Raw genomic sequence first — 15,113 nt, 5'->3', positions numbered from 1 at the left:
GCGTCTGGCATACCGGACACCGGCCGATCAACTACCGGATGCTGTCGATGCGCTGCTCGGGCTCATCGGGCCGGGGCCGATGAGCCCGTCCCCCAGCGGGAGCCTCACGTGGTACGGGGCGCTCCACATGCTCGCGCAGGCGCCTGGCCCTGCGAGTGCGCTCACCGGGCATCGACCGGGTGAGGACGCCGAGTGTGAGCAGAGCGAGCGCCGGCAGCACGGCGACGATGATTCCCATCGGCAGGGCGTCGGTGGCGCCACCCGCGCCGGCCAGCGGAGCGAGTGCCCCGCCGATCATGAACTGGCTGAAGCCGAGCAGAGCGGCGGCCGACCCGGCGTGTCCGCCGTGGTCGGCCAGGGCCTGGGCCGCGGCGTTCGGCATGACGAGGCCCACGCTGGAGACCAGGACGAACAGGCCGATCAGGAGCGCGGGCAGGGGTGCCCGTGTCAGCACCGCGCCCAGGGCCGTGGTGCCACCGGCTGTCGCGCCCAGCAGACCGGCGAGCAGCAACACGCGGGCGCCGGCCCGGGCCACCAGCCGGCCGCTGATCTGGGCGGCCGCGACGAGTCCGGCGGCGTTGACGGCGAACACGGCGCTGTACTGCTGCGGTGACAGGCCGTGGATTTCCTGCAGGACGAACGGCGAGCCGGAGATGTAGGCGAACATCGCCGCGAAGACCAGGCCGTTGGCCAGGACGTACCCGGTGAAGACCCGGTCGCCGAGCAGTTGCCCGACGACAGCCGGCAGCGGCTGGCGTGCCGCGGAGGACCGGGTCTCCGGCAGTCCTGCGGCGGAGGCCGCCAGCATCACGGCGCCGAGTACGGCCAGGGCCACGAAGATTCCAGGCCAGGCCGTGACGCGCAGTAGCTGGCCGCCGAGGACCGGCGCGAACACCGGCGCCAGGCCGGTGATCAAGGTCAGTGCGGAGAAGAGACGTGCGGTGCGGGTTCCGGAGGTGCGGTCGCGGACCATGGCGTTGGCGATGACGATGCCGAACCCCCCGCCGATGCCCTGGATCAGGCGCAGGCCGACGAAGGTCCGGACGTCGGGCGCCACCGCGCAGAGCGCGCTGGCGATCGTGTAGAGGGCGAGGCCCGCCAGCAACGGACGCCGCCGGCCATAGGTGTCGCTCAGCGGCCCGGCGATCAGCTGCCCGACGGCCAGCCCGGCCAGGCATGCGGTGATGGTGAGCTGGGTGGCCGCAGCGCTAACGCGCAGGTCGCCGGCGAGGTCCGGCAGTCCGGGCAGGTAGCCGTCGATGGACAGTGGTCCCAGGGCCACGAGCGCTGCGAGCAGGACGATGAATCGGGTTTGCCGGCCGGCGGCGTCGTTGCTCATGGCTCAGTACGCCACGGTGATGCGGCGGCGGATCGCGGCGCCGCTCTCGATCGTGTCGGCCAAGGCGATCGCGTAGTCGGCGTACGAGATGCGGCTGTTGCCGTCGTCGTCGGTGAGCAGGGTGTCCCCGGCGCTGCGGTAGGCCCCGGTCCGCTCGCCCGCTCCGATGACTGCGGCGGGCGACACGTACGTCCAGTCGAGGTCGTGCACGCCGCGGTAGAGGTCGAGCGCCTCGGACTGGGCCTCGGCGTTGGCCTTCCACAGCGCGGGGAAGTCCGGGTCGTCCATGACCCGGGCGCCGGTCGGCGTGCGTAGGCTACCGGCACCGCCGATGGTGACCAGGCGGGTGACGCCGGCTCGGCGGAGTCCGTCGATCAGCGCACGGGCGGCACCGAGGATCGTGGCGCGGTCGTTCTCCTGGCCGATCCGGGGGCCGACGGCCGACAGTACGGCGTCGTGGGAGGCGGCGACGCCGGCGACCGCGGCGGCGTCGGTGACGTCACCGGTGGTCACGGTCAGGGCCTTGTGCTCGAGTCCGTCGATGTGGCCGGCTCGGGTGACCGCGGTGACGGTGTGGCCGCGACGCAGTAGTTCCTCGGTGGCGGGCCGGCCGATGTTGCCGCTGGCACCGAACAGGACGATCTTCATGCGTTGCTCCTTGTTTCTGATGGTCAGAGGACGGGCTGGCCGTCGGCGACGATGGCCGCGGTGATGCCGCGCTCGTCGGCGGCGTGCTGGAAGCGCTGCTCGATGTCGGGTTGTTCGGTGTAGAACGGCGGGTTGTGGAACAGGCCGTAGTGCATGGCGCAGACGGTGCCGGCGCCGAGTGCGACGGCGGCCTCGACGCCCTGCTCGGGGGTCATGGTCGCCGGGACGTTGGCCGCGTAGCCCTCGAAGTGGGCGATGACGCCGTTGACCGGGACGAACGCGACGTCGAACGGGCCGTGGTCGCGAGCGATCTGCCACCAGCTGCCGTGCCACTGGGTGTCGCCGCAGTGGATGACCCGCCGGCCGGCGCCTTCGACGACCCAGGCGACCTGGTCACAGTCGTTGCCGCGCCAGTCCAGCGAGGTCACCGGGGTGACGGTCAGCTCTCCGATGCGGCGTGATCGGCCCAGGTCCTGGGCGACGGGGGCGATGCCCGCCTCGCGCAGCCCGGCCGCGCTGGGGGTGTGGCAGCCGATCGTGCCGGTGGCCGCGATCCGGGCGATCAGGTCGTGGTCGTAGTGGTCGGGGTGCAGGTGGGTGATGAGGGCGTGGGTGCCGGGCGGGGTGTCGACCGGGTCGACCGGCCGGTGCGGCGGCCCCATCACCGGCGCCAGCGGAGCGACGTTCTCGAGCGGGTCGATCAGCAGGCGGGTGTCGCCGAGACGGATCTCGACGCCGGCCCAGGCCAGCCGACGCACGGAAAGGGTGGGAGTCATGGGCAGCGACGCTAGACCGACGTTGTTGAGAAAGTCAACAAGAGAGTTTTGAATCTCAACACCACGAGGTAGGGTGGTGGCATGCGGACCTACGGGCAGTACTGCGGCATCGCGAAAGCACTGGACACCATCGGCGACCGATGGACCCTGCTGATCGTCCGTGAACTGCTCGCCCTGGGTCCTTGCCGGCACACCGACCTGCGCAACGGGCTGCCCGGGATCGCCAGCAACCTGCTGGTCGACCGGCTCCGCGAACTCGAGGAAGCCGGCCTGATCCACCGCGAGGCCGCCCCGCCGCCGGTGGCCACCACCCTGTTCTCCCTCACCGAGCGTGGCCGCACGCTGGAGCCGGTGCTGCAGGAGCTGAGCCGGTGGGGCGTACCGCTGTTGCGTGAGCCGGGCGACAACGACACCTTCCGCACCCACTGGCTGGACATGCCCGCCCGGGCACTGACCGACCACCGCCCTGACCAGCCGGCGATCGCCCTGCAACTGCACGCCGACGGCAACGAGGACCTGGTCATCGAAGTCAAGGACGGCTCGGTGCACACACACGCCGGCCGGGTCGACCACCCCACCGCGTCACTGACCGGACCCCCGCACCTGCTGGCTGCGACTCTGCTCGGCGACCTCGATCTGAGCGCCGCAGTACAGCAAGGCCTGCGGCTCAGCGGCGAACGCGAGGCAGTAATGCGCATCCTGCCCCGCTGATCGACCGGCCGCTCGCGGGCCTGCGATCTCAAGCTCTACCGAGTCTGCGCCGGTCTCAAAAACGGTCCATTCCGAGAAGAAGTCCGGCTCGCGGCCCGAAGCCGCCGGTCCGGAGCAGTTTCGTTCTCAAAACCCGTTCTCACGCACTCATAGGCTCCGACCCATGAAACAGCTCTCGGAGATGGACGAGCGCGAGTACTTCGCCTGCATCGGCCAACGCCCCCTGCTCGTCGGCTGCAACTTCTTCCACCAGCTGACCGCATTCCTGACCGGCTACGACCAGCACGCGACCCGTCATGGCGGTCCCGGCCTCCTCGCCGGCTGGCACGACTGGCTCGTCGCCCGCCGAGGCCGCGACTGCAACCACGCCTGGCCCGGCCAGGTCCTGCACATCGCCATCCCGGACGGCTGGGACAACATCTCGGACCTGCCGCCCGAAGACGAGGAGCACGCGATCAAGGTCCTGTTTCAACTCCTCGACGACTTCACTGCCGAGCGCGAGGCGACGCAGGGCGCTCCGGCACCTGACGGTCCCCACCGGCACACCTCGCACTGCTGCCTGCACTTCGACCTGCCCACCATGAGTCGCGAGCCGCTCTCCCACCCCGACAACGCGACCATCGACGTTGGCAGTGAACGACACGTCCACTTTCGCCGACTCAGCGATCCAACTGTGGCCGGCACGCATCCCGGCCAGGACTGCCTCGGCGCTCAGCTCCTCGGCGAAGACCACGGTGTGAGGGATGCCGATCTGCCCCTCCAAGTGGGTGTCGCTGTTGCCCATCGCCGGCCGCCACGAGCCTGTGTGGATGTCGGCTGCGAGGCTCCGCCCCCACTCCGCGAAGGCGGCCTCGTTGTCAGCGTTCCAGGGCCGGTCCGAAGTCCACAGTCCGTTCCACACCTCCACCGCGTCGAATCCCCGGAAGGGGAACATGAAGTCGCCCGACGGATAGGGCGCGTGCGGGTGCGCGGCCACGCACAGGCCCCCTGCTCGATGGACCTGGTCCAGGCCCTGATCGATCAGCCCGTCCCTGACTTGGTGGTTCCAGTCGACGACCTCGCCGGGGTTGATGCCGAGCGCGAGCCAGTGCCCGGTCTTCGTGGTCACTTCCTCGCCGAGAACGATCAAGAAGTCATCGGCGGCCAGATGCCCCCATACATCGGGGGCCGCGGCTGAGTTGTGCTCGGTCGTCGCGATGAAGTCGAGCCCGGCGGCGCGTGCCCGAACAGCCAACTCTTCGGGGGTGAGTTCCCCGTCCGAGTGGACGGAGTGGACATGGCAGTCCCCGCGGTACCAGGCCGCCCCGCGTCCGACCGCCCGCGCTGGCGGGAAGCTCAAACTCGACAAGGTTCTCCCCCAAAGTCCTGTCGGGCCAACGCGCGGGCAGGGCAACCCGTTCCAGCCCCAACTACTGAGCGCCATCTCAGCCGAGACGTCAGACCAAGATCTCATTCTGAAACGATCAGTTAGGCCAGCAGCCGGGCTGGGCCGCGGGCCGCAGTCAGCGGCAGCACACCGCCACCCGTATCCGCCGGCGCCCTACAGCACCACCGGCTCACCATGGGGTTCTGCCGAGGGGACACCCGGGTCGCCCGCTGAACCCTGGCGGGGCCCGGTGCGCCGGGCCTCGGCAGCCGCCCCCTCGGCGGAGGGGCGGCGCGGGCGGTGCTATCGGGTGCGGCCCTTACAGCTGGTAGAAGTCGCCGTAGTGGTTGGGCGAGTACCAGACCACGCGGGTGTCGGAGTCGAGGACGATCCGGTAGGCGTCGCGGTGGCTGCCGCAACCGCGGGGGTAGACGTCGAACTCGTAGAAGGTGTCGCCGGAGGGCAGCTGCCCGTCGTTGTTGCGGAACTCACCGCCGGCAAAGCTGCACTGGCCGCTCGACCAGTTGTACCAGCCGCGCCTGGTCGGGTAACCAAGTGAGGACCAGCCCGAGTTGGCCGAGGCAGCGGCAGAACATCCGGAGACGTTGCAGGAGTTGAAGACCGCCGCGTTCGCGGCAGGGCCGGTGAGCACGGACACGCTGAACACGGACATGACGGCGGCGAGGAGCACCGCGGACCGCTTCGCCCAGGACAGCTGGGGACGTCGCTGAGTCAGCACAGGACCCTCCAAGGAATATTCAAAGTGTGGATGGACATGACACTTTGCTGGGTTTGCGTGACACCCGGATGTACTGCCGGTTGCGAGGTCGGGCCTACCGCCGGAACAGATTGTGAGCGATAACATGGATGTGAGGAAAGCTCGCCCCCTCCTCAAGCCCGCGGCCCGGCCAGAGGAAGCACCAGAGGTGGTCGGCCGTACCGTTGTCGTCCCACAGCACGACGCTCCGACTACCTGCGCCGCAACGCCGCCGACGACAAGGTGGTCATCCCCGCCGTCGGCTCCACCAGCCCGGCCGCCGACCAGGCCGACGCCACCTGGATCGTCCGCACGGGCCTGGCCGACTCCTCCTGCCTGACCTTCGAGTCCGCCGGTGCCCCCGGCCGCTTCCTGCGCCACTACGCCTTCGAGCTCTCCGTCAGCGCCGACGACGGCGGCAGCCTGTTCGCGCAGGACGCCACCTTCTGCCCCACCGCGGGCAACAGCGGGGCCGGCGTCTCCCTCCGGTCCGTCAACTACCCGACGAAGTACGTCCGCCACTACGACTACAAGGGCTACGTGGCCGCCGACGGCGGCTCCAACTCCTGGGACGCCACGGCATCATGGGCTCAGGACACCAGTTGGCTCACGGCATCCCCGTGGCGCTGACACCGATGGGGGACTGAACCCGCACCCCCACGGCCGGCCCGCCGCTCGATCCGCCCTCCCGCTGCTGCCGGCGTTCCCGGTGCCGGGTCGGCGGACCGTCGGCATGATCACGCAAGGAGCCGAACACAGCATGACGAACGACTACGTCGAGGACCGCTCCCCCGGCCGCGGGGCGCTGGCGCCGCGCGCGCGGTACACGGACTCGGACGCCAAGACCCTGTCGCTGAACGGGAACTGGCGCCTGCGGGTGTCACCGACGGCGGACGCCGAGGACGACTCCTTCGCCGAACCCGGCTTCGACGACGCGGGTTGGGCCGAGGTCACCGTCCCGGGCCACTGGGTGCTCCAGGGCGACGGTGCCTTCGGCCGGCCCGGCTACACCAATGTCAGCTACCCGTTCCCGGTCGACCCGCCGCGGGTGCCGACGGAGAACCCGACCGGCGACCACCTGCGCGCCTTCGACCTGCCGGCGGACTGGCCGGCCGACGGCGGTGCGGTGCTGCGCTTCGACGGCGTCGAGTCCTGCGCCCGCGTCTGGCTCAACGGCACGGACATCGGCGAGTTCAAGGGCTCCCGCCTGCCGCACGAGTTCGCGGTCGGGCACCTGCTCCGGCCGAGCGGCAACGTGCTCGCCGTCCGGGTCCACCAGTGGTCGGCGGGATCGTACCTGGAGGACCAGGACCAGTGGTGGCTGCCCGGCATCTTCCGCGACGTGACGCTGCTGCACCGCCCGCCGGGCAGTGTGCTCGACTTCTTCGTGCACGCCTCCTACGACCACACCACCGGCGAGGGCACCCTCTGCGTCGACTCCGAGGTGGCCGGGCGGGTGGTCGTGCCCGCTCTCGGCATCGACGCCACGACCGGGGAGTCCGTCACGGTGCCGGTGCGCCCCTGGTCGGCCGAGGTGCCGACGCTGTACGACGGCGAGTTGACCACCGAGGGCGAGCGCGTCCCGCTGCGGATCGGCTTCCGCACGGTGGAGCTCGCGGACGGCCTGATCAAGGTCAACGGCACCGCGCTGCTCCTCAAGGGCGTCAACCGCCACGAGTGGCACCCCGAGACGGGCCGAGCCCTGGACCTCGCGACCATGCGCGAGGACGTGCTGCTGATGAAGCGCCACAACATCAACGCCGTCCGCACCTCCCACTACCCGCCGCACCCGGCCTTCCTCGACCTGTGCGACGAGTACGGCCTCTGGGTCGTCGACGAGTGCGACCTGGAGACCCACGGCTTCATCGAGCAGGGCTGGCGCGACAACCCCACCGACGACGACCGCTGGACCCCGGCCCTGCTCGACCGCGCCGCCCGGATGGTGGAGCGCGACAAGAACCACCCGTCCGTGGTCATCTGGTCGCTGGGCAACGAGGCCGGCACCGGACGCGGCCTGACCGCGATGGCCGAGTGGATCCACCACCGGGACGGCTCCCGGCTCGTGCACTACGAGGGCGACGCGAACTGCCGTGACACCGACCTCTACTCGCGGATGTACGCCGGCCCGGCCGAGGTCGAGCAGATCGGCCGACAGCTCGACGGCGGCGCCCGACAGCGCCGCCGGCTCCCGTTCGTGCTGTGCGAGTACGCCCACGCCATGGGCAACGGCCCCGGCGGACTCGCCGACTACCAGCGGCTGTTCGAGACCTACGACCGGCTGCAGGGCGGCTTCGTCTGGGAGTGGATCGACCACGGTATCGGGCACCCCGAGCTGGGCTACGCCTACGGCGGCGACTTCGGCGAGGAGCTGCACGACGGCAACTTCGTCTGCGACGGCCTGGTCTTCCCCGACCGGCGGCCTTCCCCCGGGCTGATCGAGTACAAGAAGGTCGTCGAACCGGTCCGGATCGAGGGCGACGCCGCCGTCGGCACCGTCCGGATCAGCAACAGGTACGACTTCGCCGACCTGTCCGCGCTGGCCTTCGAGTGGTCGTACCAGGTGGACGGCGAGACCGTCGACACGGGCAGGCTGTCCGTGCCGTCGCTCGCCGCCGGCGAGTGGGCCGACGTGAAGCTGCCGCAGCCGCCCACCGTCCACCGGCCCGGCGAGGCCCAGTGGACGGTCCGGGCGGTCCTGGCGGCCGACTCGGCGTGGGCACCGGCCGGACACGAAGTCGCCTGGGCCCAGCTCCCGATGGCCGCGGCGCAGGTGCCGACCGTTGCCCCGACCTGCGCGCCCGTCGCACGCGACGGTGTCATCACGCTCGGCCCCGCCGCCTTCGACGCCCGCACCGGCGCGCTGCGGAGCATCGGCGCCGTCGACGTCGGCGACCTGCGTCTGGACGTGTGGCGCGCGACCACCGACAACGACCAGGGCCAGGACTGGACCACCGGCATCTGCGACGCCGCGTCCTGGCGCGAGCACGGCCTGCACCGCATGCGCCACCGGCTGGACGGCGTGGAACTCCACCAGGACGCGCTGACCGTACGGACCCGAGTGGCCCCCGCCGCCCGGGAGTTCGGCCTCAGCACGGAGTACCGCTGGACCAGCGACGGCGAACGGCTGCGGCTGACGGTGTCCGTGCGGCCCGAGGGCGACTGGCCGGTGCCGCTGCCCCGCCTGGGCGTGCGGTTCGGCCTCGCCCCGGCCGACCTGGTGCGCTGGTTCGGCGGCGGCCCTGGCGAGGCGTACCCGGACACCAAGTCGGCGGCCAGGAACGGTCGTTGGGAGTCCACCGTCGACGCCCTGCAGACGCCGTACCTGCGCCCCCAGGAGAACGGCGCGCGGGCCGACGTCCGCTGGGCCGAGATCGGCGGCCTGCGCATCGAGGGCGACCCGTGGTTCTCCCTCACCGCCCGCCGCTGGACCACCGAACAACTGGACGCGGCCACCCACCTCACCGACCTCACCCCCGGTGACACGGTGTGGGTCAACCTCGACCACGCCCAGCACGGCATCGGCACCGCCTCCTGCGGCCCCGGCACGCTGCCGCAGTACCGACTGCGGGCCGAACCCGCCGAGTTCTCCTTCGTCCTGTCCACGCTCCACTGACGGACGGACGCCTGCGGTCCACCGGGGCCGGCCGACCCGCGGGTCGGCCGGCCCAGCAGCCCTGTTCAGCTGCGCAGGTTCCACCTTCCGGTGGCCGTCGGGCATACCCCGAACACGATCGGCAGTCCGAGGGTTCCTTCTCGCGGCGAAATGTCAACGCTGACAATCCACCCTGGAGCCGCAGGAGAGCCCCTCGCGAATCAGTACCCTCCGCCGCCCCGACGCGGCCTCGCCCGTAGAATGGGGGTCACCGCAGGCCTGGCCCTCGCCGGACAATCGCCCTGGGTGACCGGCTCGGTGGCGGTCGACACCTACGACATCCGCTTCCCCACCTCGCGTGAACTGGACGGGTCCGACGCCATGAACCCCGACCCCGACTACTCCGCCGCCTACATCGTCCTGCGGACCTCCGAGGACGGCCCCGAGGGGCACGGCTTCACCTTCACCATCGGGCGCGGCAACGACGTCCAGGTCGCCGCCATCGACGTGCTCCAGCTGGACTCGGCCCGGGTCGGCGGTGTCAACGAGAACCTCGCGATCCTGCTGCTCGCCGCGAAGTTCGGCGTCCCGGTCTGCCCGCACGCCGGCGGCGTGGGCCTGTGCGAACTCGTCCAGCACCTGTCCATGTTCGACTTCGTCGCCCTCACCGGCACCACCGAGGACCGCGTCATAGAGTTCGTCGACCACCTCCACGAGCACTTCCTGGAGCCCGTGGTGATCGACGACGGCCACTACCGCGCCCCCACCGAGCCCGGCTTCTCGGCCGAGATGCACCAGGCCTCGCTGGACACCTACCACTACCCCCACGGCTCCTTCTGGGCCGAGGAGCTGGCACAGCAGGAGGCGACCGCATGAGCACGGCCGAACTCGACGGACTGACGGCGCTCGTCACCGGCGGCGCCCCCGGGATCGGGCTCGCCACCGCGACCCTGCTCGCCGAGCGCGGCGCGCGGGTCGCCGTGCTCGACCTCGACCCGAAGTCGGTACCGGAACCGCTGCTCGGCTTCACCGCCGACGTCACCGACGACGCCCCGGTGCGCACCGCCGTCCAGGCCGCGGCCGACGCGCTCGGCGGGATCGACATCCTGGTCAACAACGCCGGCATCGGCGCGGTCGGCACGGTGGCGGACAACCCGGACGAGCAGTGGCACCGCGTCCTCGACGTCAACCTGCTCGGCGTCGTGCGCACCACCCGGGCCGCCCTGCCGCACCTGCGCCGCTCCACCCGGGCCTCGGTGGTCAACACCTGCTCCATCGCCGCCACCGCCGACCTCCCGCAGCGCGCGCTCCACTCGGCCAGCAAGGGCGCCGTCCTCTCGCTCACCCTGGCCATGGCCGCCGACCACGTCCGCGAGGGAATCCGGGTCAACTGCGTCAACCCCGGCACCGTGGACACCCCCTGGGTCGGCCGCCTCCTGGACGCCACCGACGACCCGGCCGCCGAGCGCACCGCCCTCGACGCCCGGCAGCCGCACGGACGCCTGGTCACCGCCGAAGAGGTGGCCGCCGCCGTCGCCTACCTGGCCTCCCCCTCGGCCGGCAGCACCACCGGAACGGCCCTGCAGGTCGACGGCGGGATGGCGGGGCTGCGGCTGCGGCCGGAGCCCCGGCCGTGACCGCGCGTCAACGGCCGCTCGGACGGAGCGGAGTCGCGGCCACCGAACTCGCCTTCGGCGCCGCGGGCATCGGCAACCTGTTCACCCCGGTGACCGACGCCGACGCCGAGCAGGCCGTCGCCGCCGCCTGGGACGCCGGCGTACGGTACTTCGACACCGCCCCGCACTACGGCCTGGGCCTGTCCGAGCTTCGGCTCGGGCGGGCCCTGCGCGGCCGCCCCCGGGACGAGTACGTGCTGTCCACCAAGGTCGGGCGGCTGCTGCGCCCGGCACCGGAGCCGTCGGGCGACGACCTCGCCCACGGCTTCGCCGTCCCCGCCACCCAGCACCGGGTCTGGGATTTCAGCGCCGTGGGCGTCCGCCGCTCGATCGAGGACAGCCTGGAGCGGCTGGGCCTGGACCGGATCGACGTCGCCTACCTCCACGACCCGGACGACCACGCCGAACAGGCACTCGCCGAGGCGTACCCGGAGCTCGCCCGGATGCGCGACGACGGCTTGGTGGGCGCGATCGGCGTCGGGATGAACCAGGCCGAACTCCTCGCCCGCTTCATCCGCGAGACCGACCTCGACACCGTCCTGCTGGCGGGCCGCTACAGCCTGCTCGACCAGCGCGGGCTCACCGAGCTGCTGCCGCTGGCCGCCGAGCGCGGCGTGGGCGTGGTCATCGGCGGCGTCTTCAACTCCGGCCTGCTCGCCGACCCGAAGCCCGGTGCCACCTTCGACTACGCCGCCGCACCCGAGGAGCTGCTCACCCGCGCCCTGGAACTCCAGACCGTCTGCGAGAAGCACGGGGTGCCGCTGCGCGCCGCGGCGCTGCGCTTCCCGTTCGGGCACCCCGCGGTGGCGAGCGTGCTGGTCGGCACCCGCAGCGCCGCCGAGGTCCGGGACGCGGCCGCCATGCTCCGGCACCGCGTCCCCGACGAACTGTGGGCGGAGCTCAAGGACCGCGCCCTGCTCCCGCCGGACGTCCCGACCCCGCAGGAGGCGAACTGATGCGCATCGCGCTGTTCATCACCTGCGTCAGCGACACCATGTTCCCCGACACCGGGCGCGCCGTGCTGAGCGTCCTCGAACGGCTGGGCCACACCGTCGAGTTCCCGCAGGACCAGACCTGCTGCGGGCAGATGCACGTCAACACCGGCTACCGTACGGACGCCGTCCCCTTGATGGCGCGCTTCACCCGCGCCTTCGCCGGGTACGACGCGATCGTCACGCCGTCCGCGTCCTGCGCCGGGCTGGTCCGGGAGCACCACCCCGTCCTCGCCGAGGAGTACGGCTCCCCGCAGCTGCGCCGGCAGGTCGCCGAACTGGCGCCCCGGGTGTACGAGTTCACCGAGTTCCTGACCGACGTCCTGGGCGTCACGGACGTCGGTGCCCGCTTCCCGCACCGCGTCACCTACCACCCCACCTGCCACTCGCTGCGCGGGCTGCGCCTCGGCGACCGGCCGCAGCGGCTGCTGCGCGCGGTCGAGGGCCTCGACCTGGTCGACCTCCCGGCCGCCGACTCCTGCTGCGGCTTCGGCGGCACCTTCGCCGTCAAGAACGCCGCGACCTCGGGCGCCATGCTCGCCGACAAGGCCGAGGCCGTCCTGGCGACGGGGGCCGAAGTCCTGTGCACGGTCGACAACTCCTGCCTGATGCACATCGGCGGCGGACTCTCCCGCCAAGGCAGTACGGTGCGCACCATGCACCTGTCCGAGATCCTGGCCTCGACCGAAGGCGGACGCCCATGACCGGAAAGGTGCCGACGACCGCGAAGGCGCCCACGACCGCCCCGAGTGGGCGCGGCGTGGTCTGGCTGGGCTCACCGTCCTTCCCCGACGCCGCCCGGGAGGCGCTGGCCAACCCCCAGCTGCGCGCCAACCTCAAGCGCGCCACCACCACCATCCGCGACAAGCGGCTCACCGTCGCCGCCGAGCTCGACGACTGGGAGGCACTGCGCGAGTCCGCCGAAGCGATCAAACGCCGCACCGCCCGCCATCTCGACCACCACCTGGTGCGGTTGGAGGAGTCGGTCACCACGGCCGGCGGGACGGTGCACTGGGCCGCCGACGCCGCCGAGGCCAACCGGATCGTCACCGAGCTGATCCGGGCCACCGGCGAGCGGGAGGTGGTCAAGGTCAAGTCCATGGCCACCCAGGAGATCGGCCTCAACGAGCACCTGGCCGAAGCCGGCATCACCGCCTACGAGACCGATCTCGCCGAGCTGATCGTGCAACTCGGCGACGACCGGCCCTCACACATCCTGGTCCCCGCGATCCACCGTAACCGGACCGAGATCCGCGACCTGTTCGTCGCCGAGATGGGCACGTGGGGCCGCCCCGCACCCGAGGGCCTCGGCGACGATCCCAAGGCACTGGCCGACGCGGCCCGACTGCACCTGCGGGAGAAGTTCCTGACCGCCAAGGTCGCCGTGTCCGGTGCCAACTTCGCCGTCGCCGACACCGGCACGGTCATGGTCGTGGAGTCCGAGGGCAACGGCCGGATGTGCCTGACCCTGCCCGAGACCCTGATCACCGTCATGGGTATCGAGAAGGTCCTGCCCACCTGGACGGACCTGGAGGTGTTCCTCCAACTGCTCCCCCGCTCCTCCACCGGCGAGCGGATGAACCCCTACACCTCCACCTGGACCGGGGTGACCGAGGGCGATGGGCCGCAGGCGTTCCACCTCGTCCTGCTCGACAACGGCCGCACCGACACCCTCGCCGACACCCTCGGCCGCCAGGCGCTGGCCTGCATCCGCTGCTCCGCCTGCCTCAACGTCTGCCCGGTGTACGAGCGCACCGGCGGGCACGCCTACGGCTCGGTCTACCCCGGGCCGATCGGCGCCGTCCTCACCCCCCAGCTCGTCGGCGTGGAGAACGCCGCCTCGCTGCCGTTCGCCTCCACCCTGTGCGGGGCCTGCTACGACGCCTGCCCGGTGAAGATCAACATCCCGGAGGTGCTCACCCATCTGCGGGCCAAGGTGGTCGAGGCCCGTCCGAAACGCGCCGAGGCGCTGGCGATGAAGGCCGCCGCCACGGTGCTCGACTCCCCCCGTCTGCTCGCGGCCGCCCAGAAGGCGGCCTCGCTCGGCGGCCGGGCCCTCGCCCGGGACGGGCGGATCGGGCGGCTGCCCGGCCCGCTGAACAGCTGGTCCGCCGACCGGGACACCCCCGCACCACCCGCGGAGTCCTTCCGCACCTGGTGGCGCAAGAACAGGGAAGGTGACCGATGAGCAGCCGCGACGCCGTCCTGGGGCGCATCCGCGCCGCCCTCACCGACGTCCCCGCGGAGGAGGGCCCGGACGACCTGCCCGTACCCCGCGGCTACCGGCGCGGCCATACCGCCCCCGGCCAGGACCTGGTGGCCCTGTTCGCCGAACGGGTCGCCGACTACCGCGCCACCGTCACCCGGACCGACCCCGCCGGACTGCCCGGGGCGATCGCCGCCGCCCTCACCGCGCAGGGCGCCACCCGGCTGGCGGTGCCGGACGGCTTTCCGGACGGCGCCCTGCCGCCCGGGGCGTGGGAGTGGCACCGGGAGCCCCTGGACGTCCCCGCCCTGGACGCCCTCGACGGCGCCGTCACGCTCGCCGCCGTGGGCATCGCCGTCACCGGCACCGTCGTCCTGGACACCGGCCCGGGCCAGGGCAGGCGGGCCCTCACCCTCGTCCCCGACTACCATCTGTGCGTCGTCCGCGCCGAGCAGATCGTCGACGACGTCCCCGAGGCGCTCGCGCGCCTCGACCCGCGCCTGCCGCTGACCTTCGTCTCCGGGCCGTCCGCGACCAGCGACATCGAACTCTCCCGGGTCGAGGGCGTGCACGGGCCCCGGACCCTGCACGTGGTCCTCGTCGAGCCCGCCGACGCCGCCGACTCCACCGACCAGACCGACCAGACCGACCCCGGGCCTTCGGAGCATCCATGAGGATCGCCCTGCACACCCGCGTCCGTGCGGACCGGATCGAGGAGTACGAGGCCGCGCACCGCGAGGCGCCGGCCGAGCTCACGGACGCCATCAAGGCCGGCGGCGTGACCTCCTGGCGCAGCGGGTCCGAGCTGTTCCACCTCCTGGAGTGCGAGGACTACGCCCGGCTGCCGGCCGAGCGGGGTCCCGTCGGCGGCCTTCCCTGCGGGTGCGCCGAGGCGCGGGCCCGGAGCGGTCGGTGTGGTGACGGCGCCGACGCAGCAGGAGATCCCATGTCCGAGAAGGAAGAGAATCATCCGGTCCACAGCCCGGTCGTCTCTCCGGCCTCCAATGCACCATTCTGACCTGCGGTTTCGGAACTTCTCCTGCCTTCCCC

The 15,113-nt window shown here is 71.9% G+C and carries 15 protein-coding genes; 10 read left to right on the top strand and 5 right to left on the bottom strand.

The genetic code is table 11. The features are described from left to right. Positions 1-31 precede the first annotated feature (31 nt). From ACZ3YL_RS26720 to ACZ3YL_RS26710, 3 genes are read right to left on the bottom strand one after another with little or no spacing between them, the layout of a single operon-like run. On the bottom strand, positions 32-1,339 hold the full coding sequence (locus ACZ3YL_RS26720; protein ID WP_465660109.1) for a multidrug effflux MFS transporter: 1,308 nt from the start codon (positions 1,337-1,339) through the stop codon (positions 32-34). 3 nt (positions 1,340-1,342) lie between these two features. Then, positions 1,343-1,987, bottom strand: a complete 645-nt coding sequence (locus ACZ3YL_RS26715; protein ID WP_188304214.1) for an NAD(P)-dependent oxidoreductase — start codon at positions 1,985-1,987, stop codon at positions 1,343-1,345. 23 nt (positions 1,988-2,010) lie between these two features. Next, positions 2,011-2,763, bottom strand: a complete 753-nt coding sequence (locus tag ACZ3YL_RS26710; RefSeq protein WP_188304213.1) for an MBL fold metallo-hydrolase — start codon at positions 2,761-2,763, stop codon at positions 2,011-2,013. A gap of 81 nt (positions 2,764-2,844) precedes the next feature. Here ACZ3YL_RS26710 and ACZ3YL_RS26705 point away from each other — a divergent pair, with 81 nt between their 5' ends. Then, positions 2,845-3,474 carry a winged helix-turn-helix transcriptional regulator gene (locus ACZ3YL_RS26705; protein WP_188304212.1) on the top strand — a complete coding sequence of 210 codons (630 nt, stop codon included), beginning with the start codon at positions 2,845-2,847 and terminating at the stop codon, positions 3,472-3,474. A 139-nt stretch (positions 3,475-3,613) separates the two neighbouring features. Here ACZ3YL_RS26705 and ACZ3YL_RS26700 read toward each other — a convergent pair whose 3' ends face one another. Beyond that, positions 3,614-4,897, bottom strand: a complete 1,284-nt coding sequence (locus ACZ3YL_RS26700) for a CehA/McbA family metallohydrolase (protein WP_465660108.1) — start codon at positions 4,895-4,897, stop codon at positions 3,614-3,616. A 262-nt stretch (positions 4,898-5,159) separates the two neighbouring features. After that, positions 5,160-5,579 (bottom strand): ribonuclease domain-containing protein, encoded by a 420-nt coding sequence (locus tag ACZ3YL_RS26695; RefSeq protein ID WP_465660107.1) that lies wholly within the window; start codon positions 5,577-5,579, stop codon positions 5,160-5,162. A gap of 234 nt (positions 5,580-5,813) precedes the next feature. Between ACZ3YL_RS26695 and ACZ3YL_RS26690 the strand changes: the two genes are divergently transcribed. From ACZ3YL_RS26690 to ACZ3YL_RS26650, 9 genes are all read left to right on the top strand, one after another. After that, positions 5,814-6,227 (top strand): AbfB domain-containing protein, encoded by a 414-nt coding sequence (locus tag ACZ3YL_RS26690; protein WP_465660168.1) that lies wholly within the window; start codon positions 5,814-5,816, stop codon positions 6,225-6,227. A gap of 130 nt (positions 6,228-6,357) precedes the next feature. Next, the gene (locus tag ACZ3YL_RS26685; protein WP_465660106.1) at positions 6,358-9,210 is read left to right on the top strand and encodes a glycoside hydrolase family 2 TIM barrel-domain containing protein; all 2,853 of its coding nucleotides are present in this window, start codon (positions 6,358-6,360) and stop codon (positions 9,208-9,210) included. 240 nt (positions 9,211-9,450) lie between these two features. Beyond that, a complete protein-coding gene (locus tag ACZ3YL_RS26680) occupies positions 9,451-10,065 on the top strand; it encodes an enolase C-terminal domain-like protein (RefSeq protein WP_465660105.1) in 615 nt (204 codons plus the stop codon). After that, positions 10,062-10,826: an SDR family NAD(P)-dependent oxidoreductase gene (locus ACZ3YL_RS26675; RefSeq protein WP_465660104.1), complete on the top strand. Its 765-nt coding sequence runs from the start codon at positions 10,062-10,064 to the stop codon at positions 10,824-10,826. Before ACZ3YL_RS26680 ends, ACZ3YL_RS26675 begins: the two co-directional genes overlap by 4 nt. Further along, on the top strand, positions 10,823-11,821 hold the full coding sequence (locus tag ACZ3YL_RS26670; protein WP_188304208.1) for an aldo/keto reductase: 999 nt from the start codon (positions 10,823-10,825) through the stop codon (positions 11,819-11,821). Before ACZ3YL_RS26675 ends, ACZ3YL_RS26670 begins: the two co-directional genes overlap by 4 nt. Next, positions 11,821-12,561: a (Fe-S)-binding protein gene (locus ACZ3YL_RS26665; RefSeq protein ID WP_465660103.1), complete on the top strand. Its 741-nt coding sequence runs from the start codon at positions 11,821-11,823 to the stop codon at positions 12,559-12,561. The genes ACZ3YL_RS26670 and ACZ3YL_RS26665 overlap by 1 nt, the downstream gene beginning before the upstream one ends. Continuing rightward, positions 12,558-14,045, top strand: coding sequence for a LutB/LldF family L-lactate oxidation iron-sulfur protein (locus ACZ3YL_RS26660; RefSeq protein WP_465660102.1), 1,488 nt, complete (start codon positions 12,558-12,560; stop codon positions 14,043-14,045). The genes ACZ3YL_RS26665 and ACZ3YL_RS26660 overlap by 4 nt, the downstream gene beginning before the upstream one ends. Next, positions 14,042-14,737 carry a LutC/YkgG family protein gene (locus ACZ3YL_RS26655; RefSeq protein ID WP_188304205.1) on the top strand — a complete coding sequence of 232 codons (696 nt, stop codon included), beginning with the start codon at positions 14,042-14,044 and terminating at the stop codon, positions 14,735-14,737. The genes ACZ3YL_RS26660 and ACZ3YL_RS26655 overlap by 4 nt, the downstream gene beginning before the upstream one ends. Next, complete coding sequence (locus ACZ3YL_RS26650; RefSeq protein WP_465660101.1) at positions 14,734-15,081, top strand: L-rhamnose mutarotase; 348 nt, start codon at positions 14,734-14,736, stop codon at positions 15,079-15,081. Before ACZ3YL_RS26655 ends, ACZ3YL_RS26650 begins: the two co-directional genes overlap by 4 nt. Positions 15,082-15,113 lie beyond the last annotated feature (32 nt).

This window comes from Kitasatospora sp. NPDC023176 (assembly GCF_055560495.1).
This window is presented reverse-complemented; position numbering and strand designations above follow the sequence as displayed.

What these genes read in the sequence shown, in the direction of transcription:
- ACZ3YL_RS26680 (WP_465660105.1), top strand. Translation starts at nt 9,451, where the DNA reads ATGGGGGTCACCGCAGGCCTGGCCCTCGCCGGACAATCGCCCTGGGTG.
- ACZ3YL_RS26700 (WP_465660108.1), bottom strand. Translation starts at nt 4,897, where the DNA reads ATGGCGCTCAGTAGTTGGGGCTGGAACGGGTTGCCCTGCCCGCGCGTT.
- ACZ3YL_RS26665 (WP_465660103.1), top strand. Translation starts at nt 11,821, where the DNA reads ATGCGCATCGCGCTGTTCATCACCTGCGTCAGCGACACCATGTTCCCC.
- ACZ3YL_RS26705 (WP_188304212.1), top strand. Translation starts at nt 2,845, where the DNA reads ATGCGGACCTACGGGCAGTACTGCGGCATCGCGAAAGCACTGGACACC.
- ACZ3YL_RS26710 (WP_188304213.1), bottom strand. Translation starts at nt 2,763, where the DNA reads ATGACTCCCACCCTTTCCGTGCGTCGGCTGGCCTGGGCCGGCGTCGAG.
- ACZ3YL_RS26720 (WP_465660109.1), bottom strand. Translation starts at nt 1,339, where the DNA reads ATGAGCAACGACGCCGCCGGCCGGCAAACCCGATTCATCGTCCTGCTC.
- ACZ3YL_RS26655 (WP_188304205.1), top strand. Translation starts at nt 14,042, where the DNA reads ATGAGCAGCCGCGACGCCGTCCTGGGGCGCATCCGCGCCGCCCTCACC.
- ACZ3YL_RS26675 (WP_465660104.1), top strand. Translation starts at nt 10,062, where the DNA reads ATGAGCACGGCCGAACTCGACGGACTGACGGCGCTCGTCACCGGCGGC.
- ACZ3YL_RS26715 (WP_188304214.1), bottom strand. Translation starts at nt 1,987, where the DNA reads ATGAAGATCGTCCTGTTCGGTGCCAGCGGCAACATCGGCCGGCCCGCC.
- ACZ3YL_RS26660 (WP_465660102.1), top strand. Translation starts at nt 12,558, where the DNA reads ATGACCGGAAAGGTGCCGACGACCGCGAAGGCGCCCACGACCGCCCCG.
- ACZ3YL_RS26650 (WP_465660101.1), top strand. Translation starts at nt 14,734, where the DNA reads ATGAGGATCGCCCTGCACACCCGCGTCCGTGCGGACCGGATCGAGGAG.
- ACZ3YL_RS26685 (WP_465660106.1), top strand. Translation starts at nt 6,358, where the DNA reads ATGACGAACGACTACGTCGAGGACCGCTCCCCCGGCCGCGGGGCGCTG.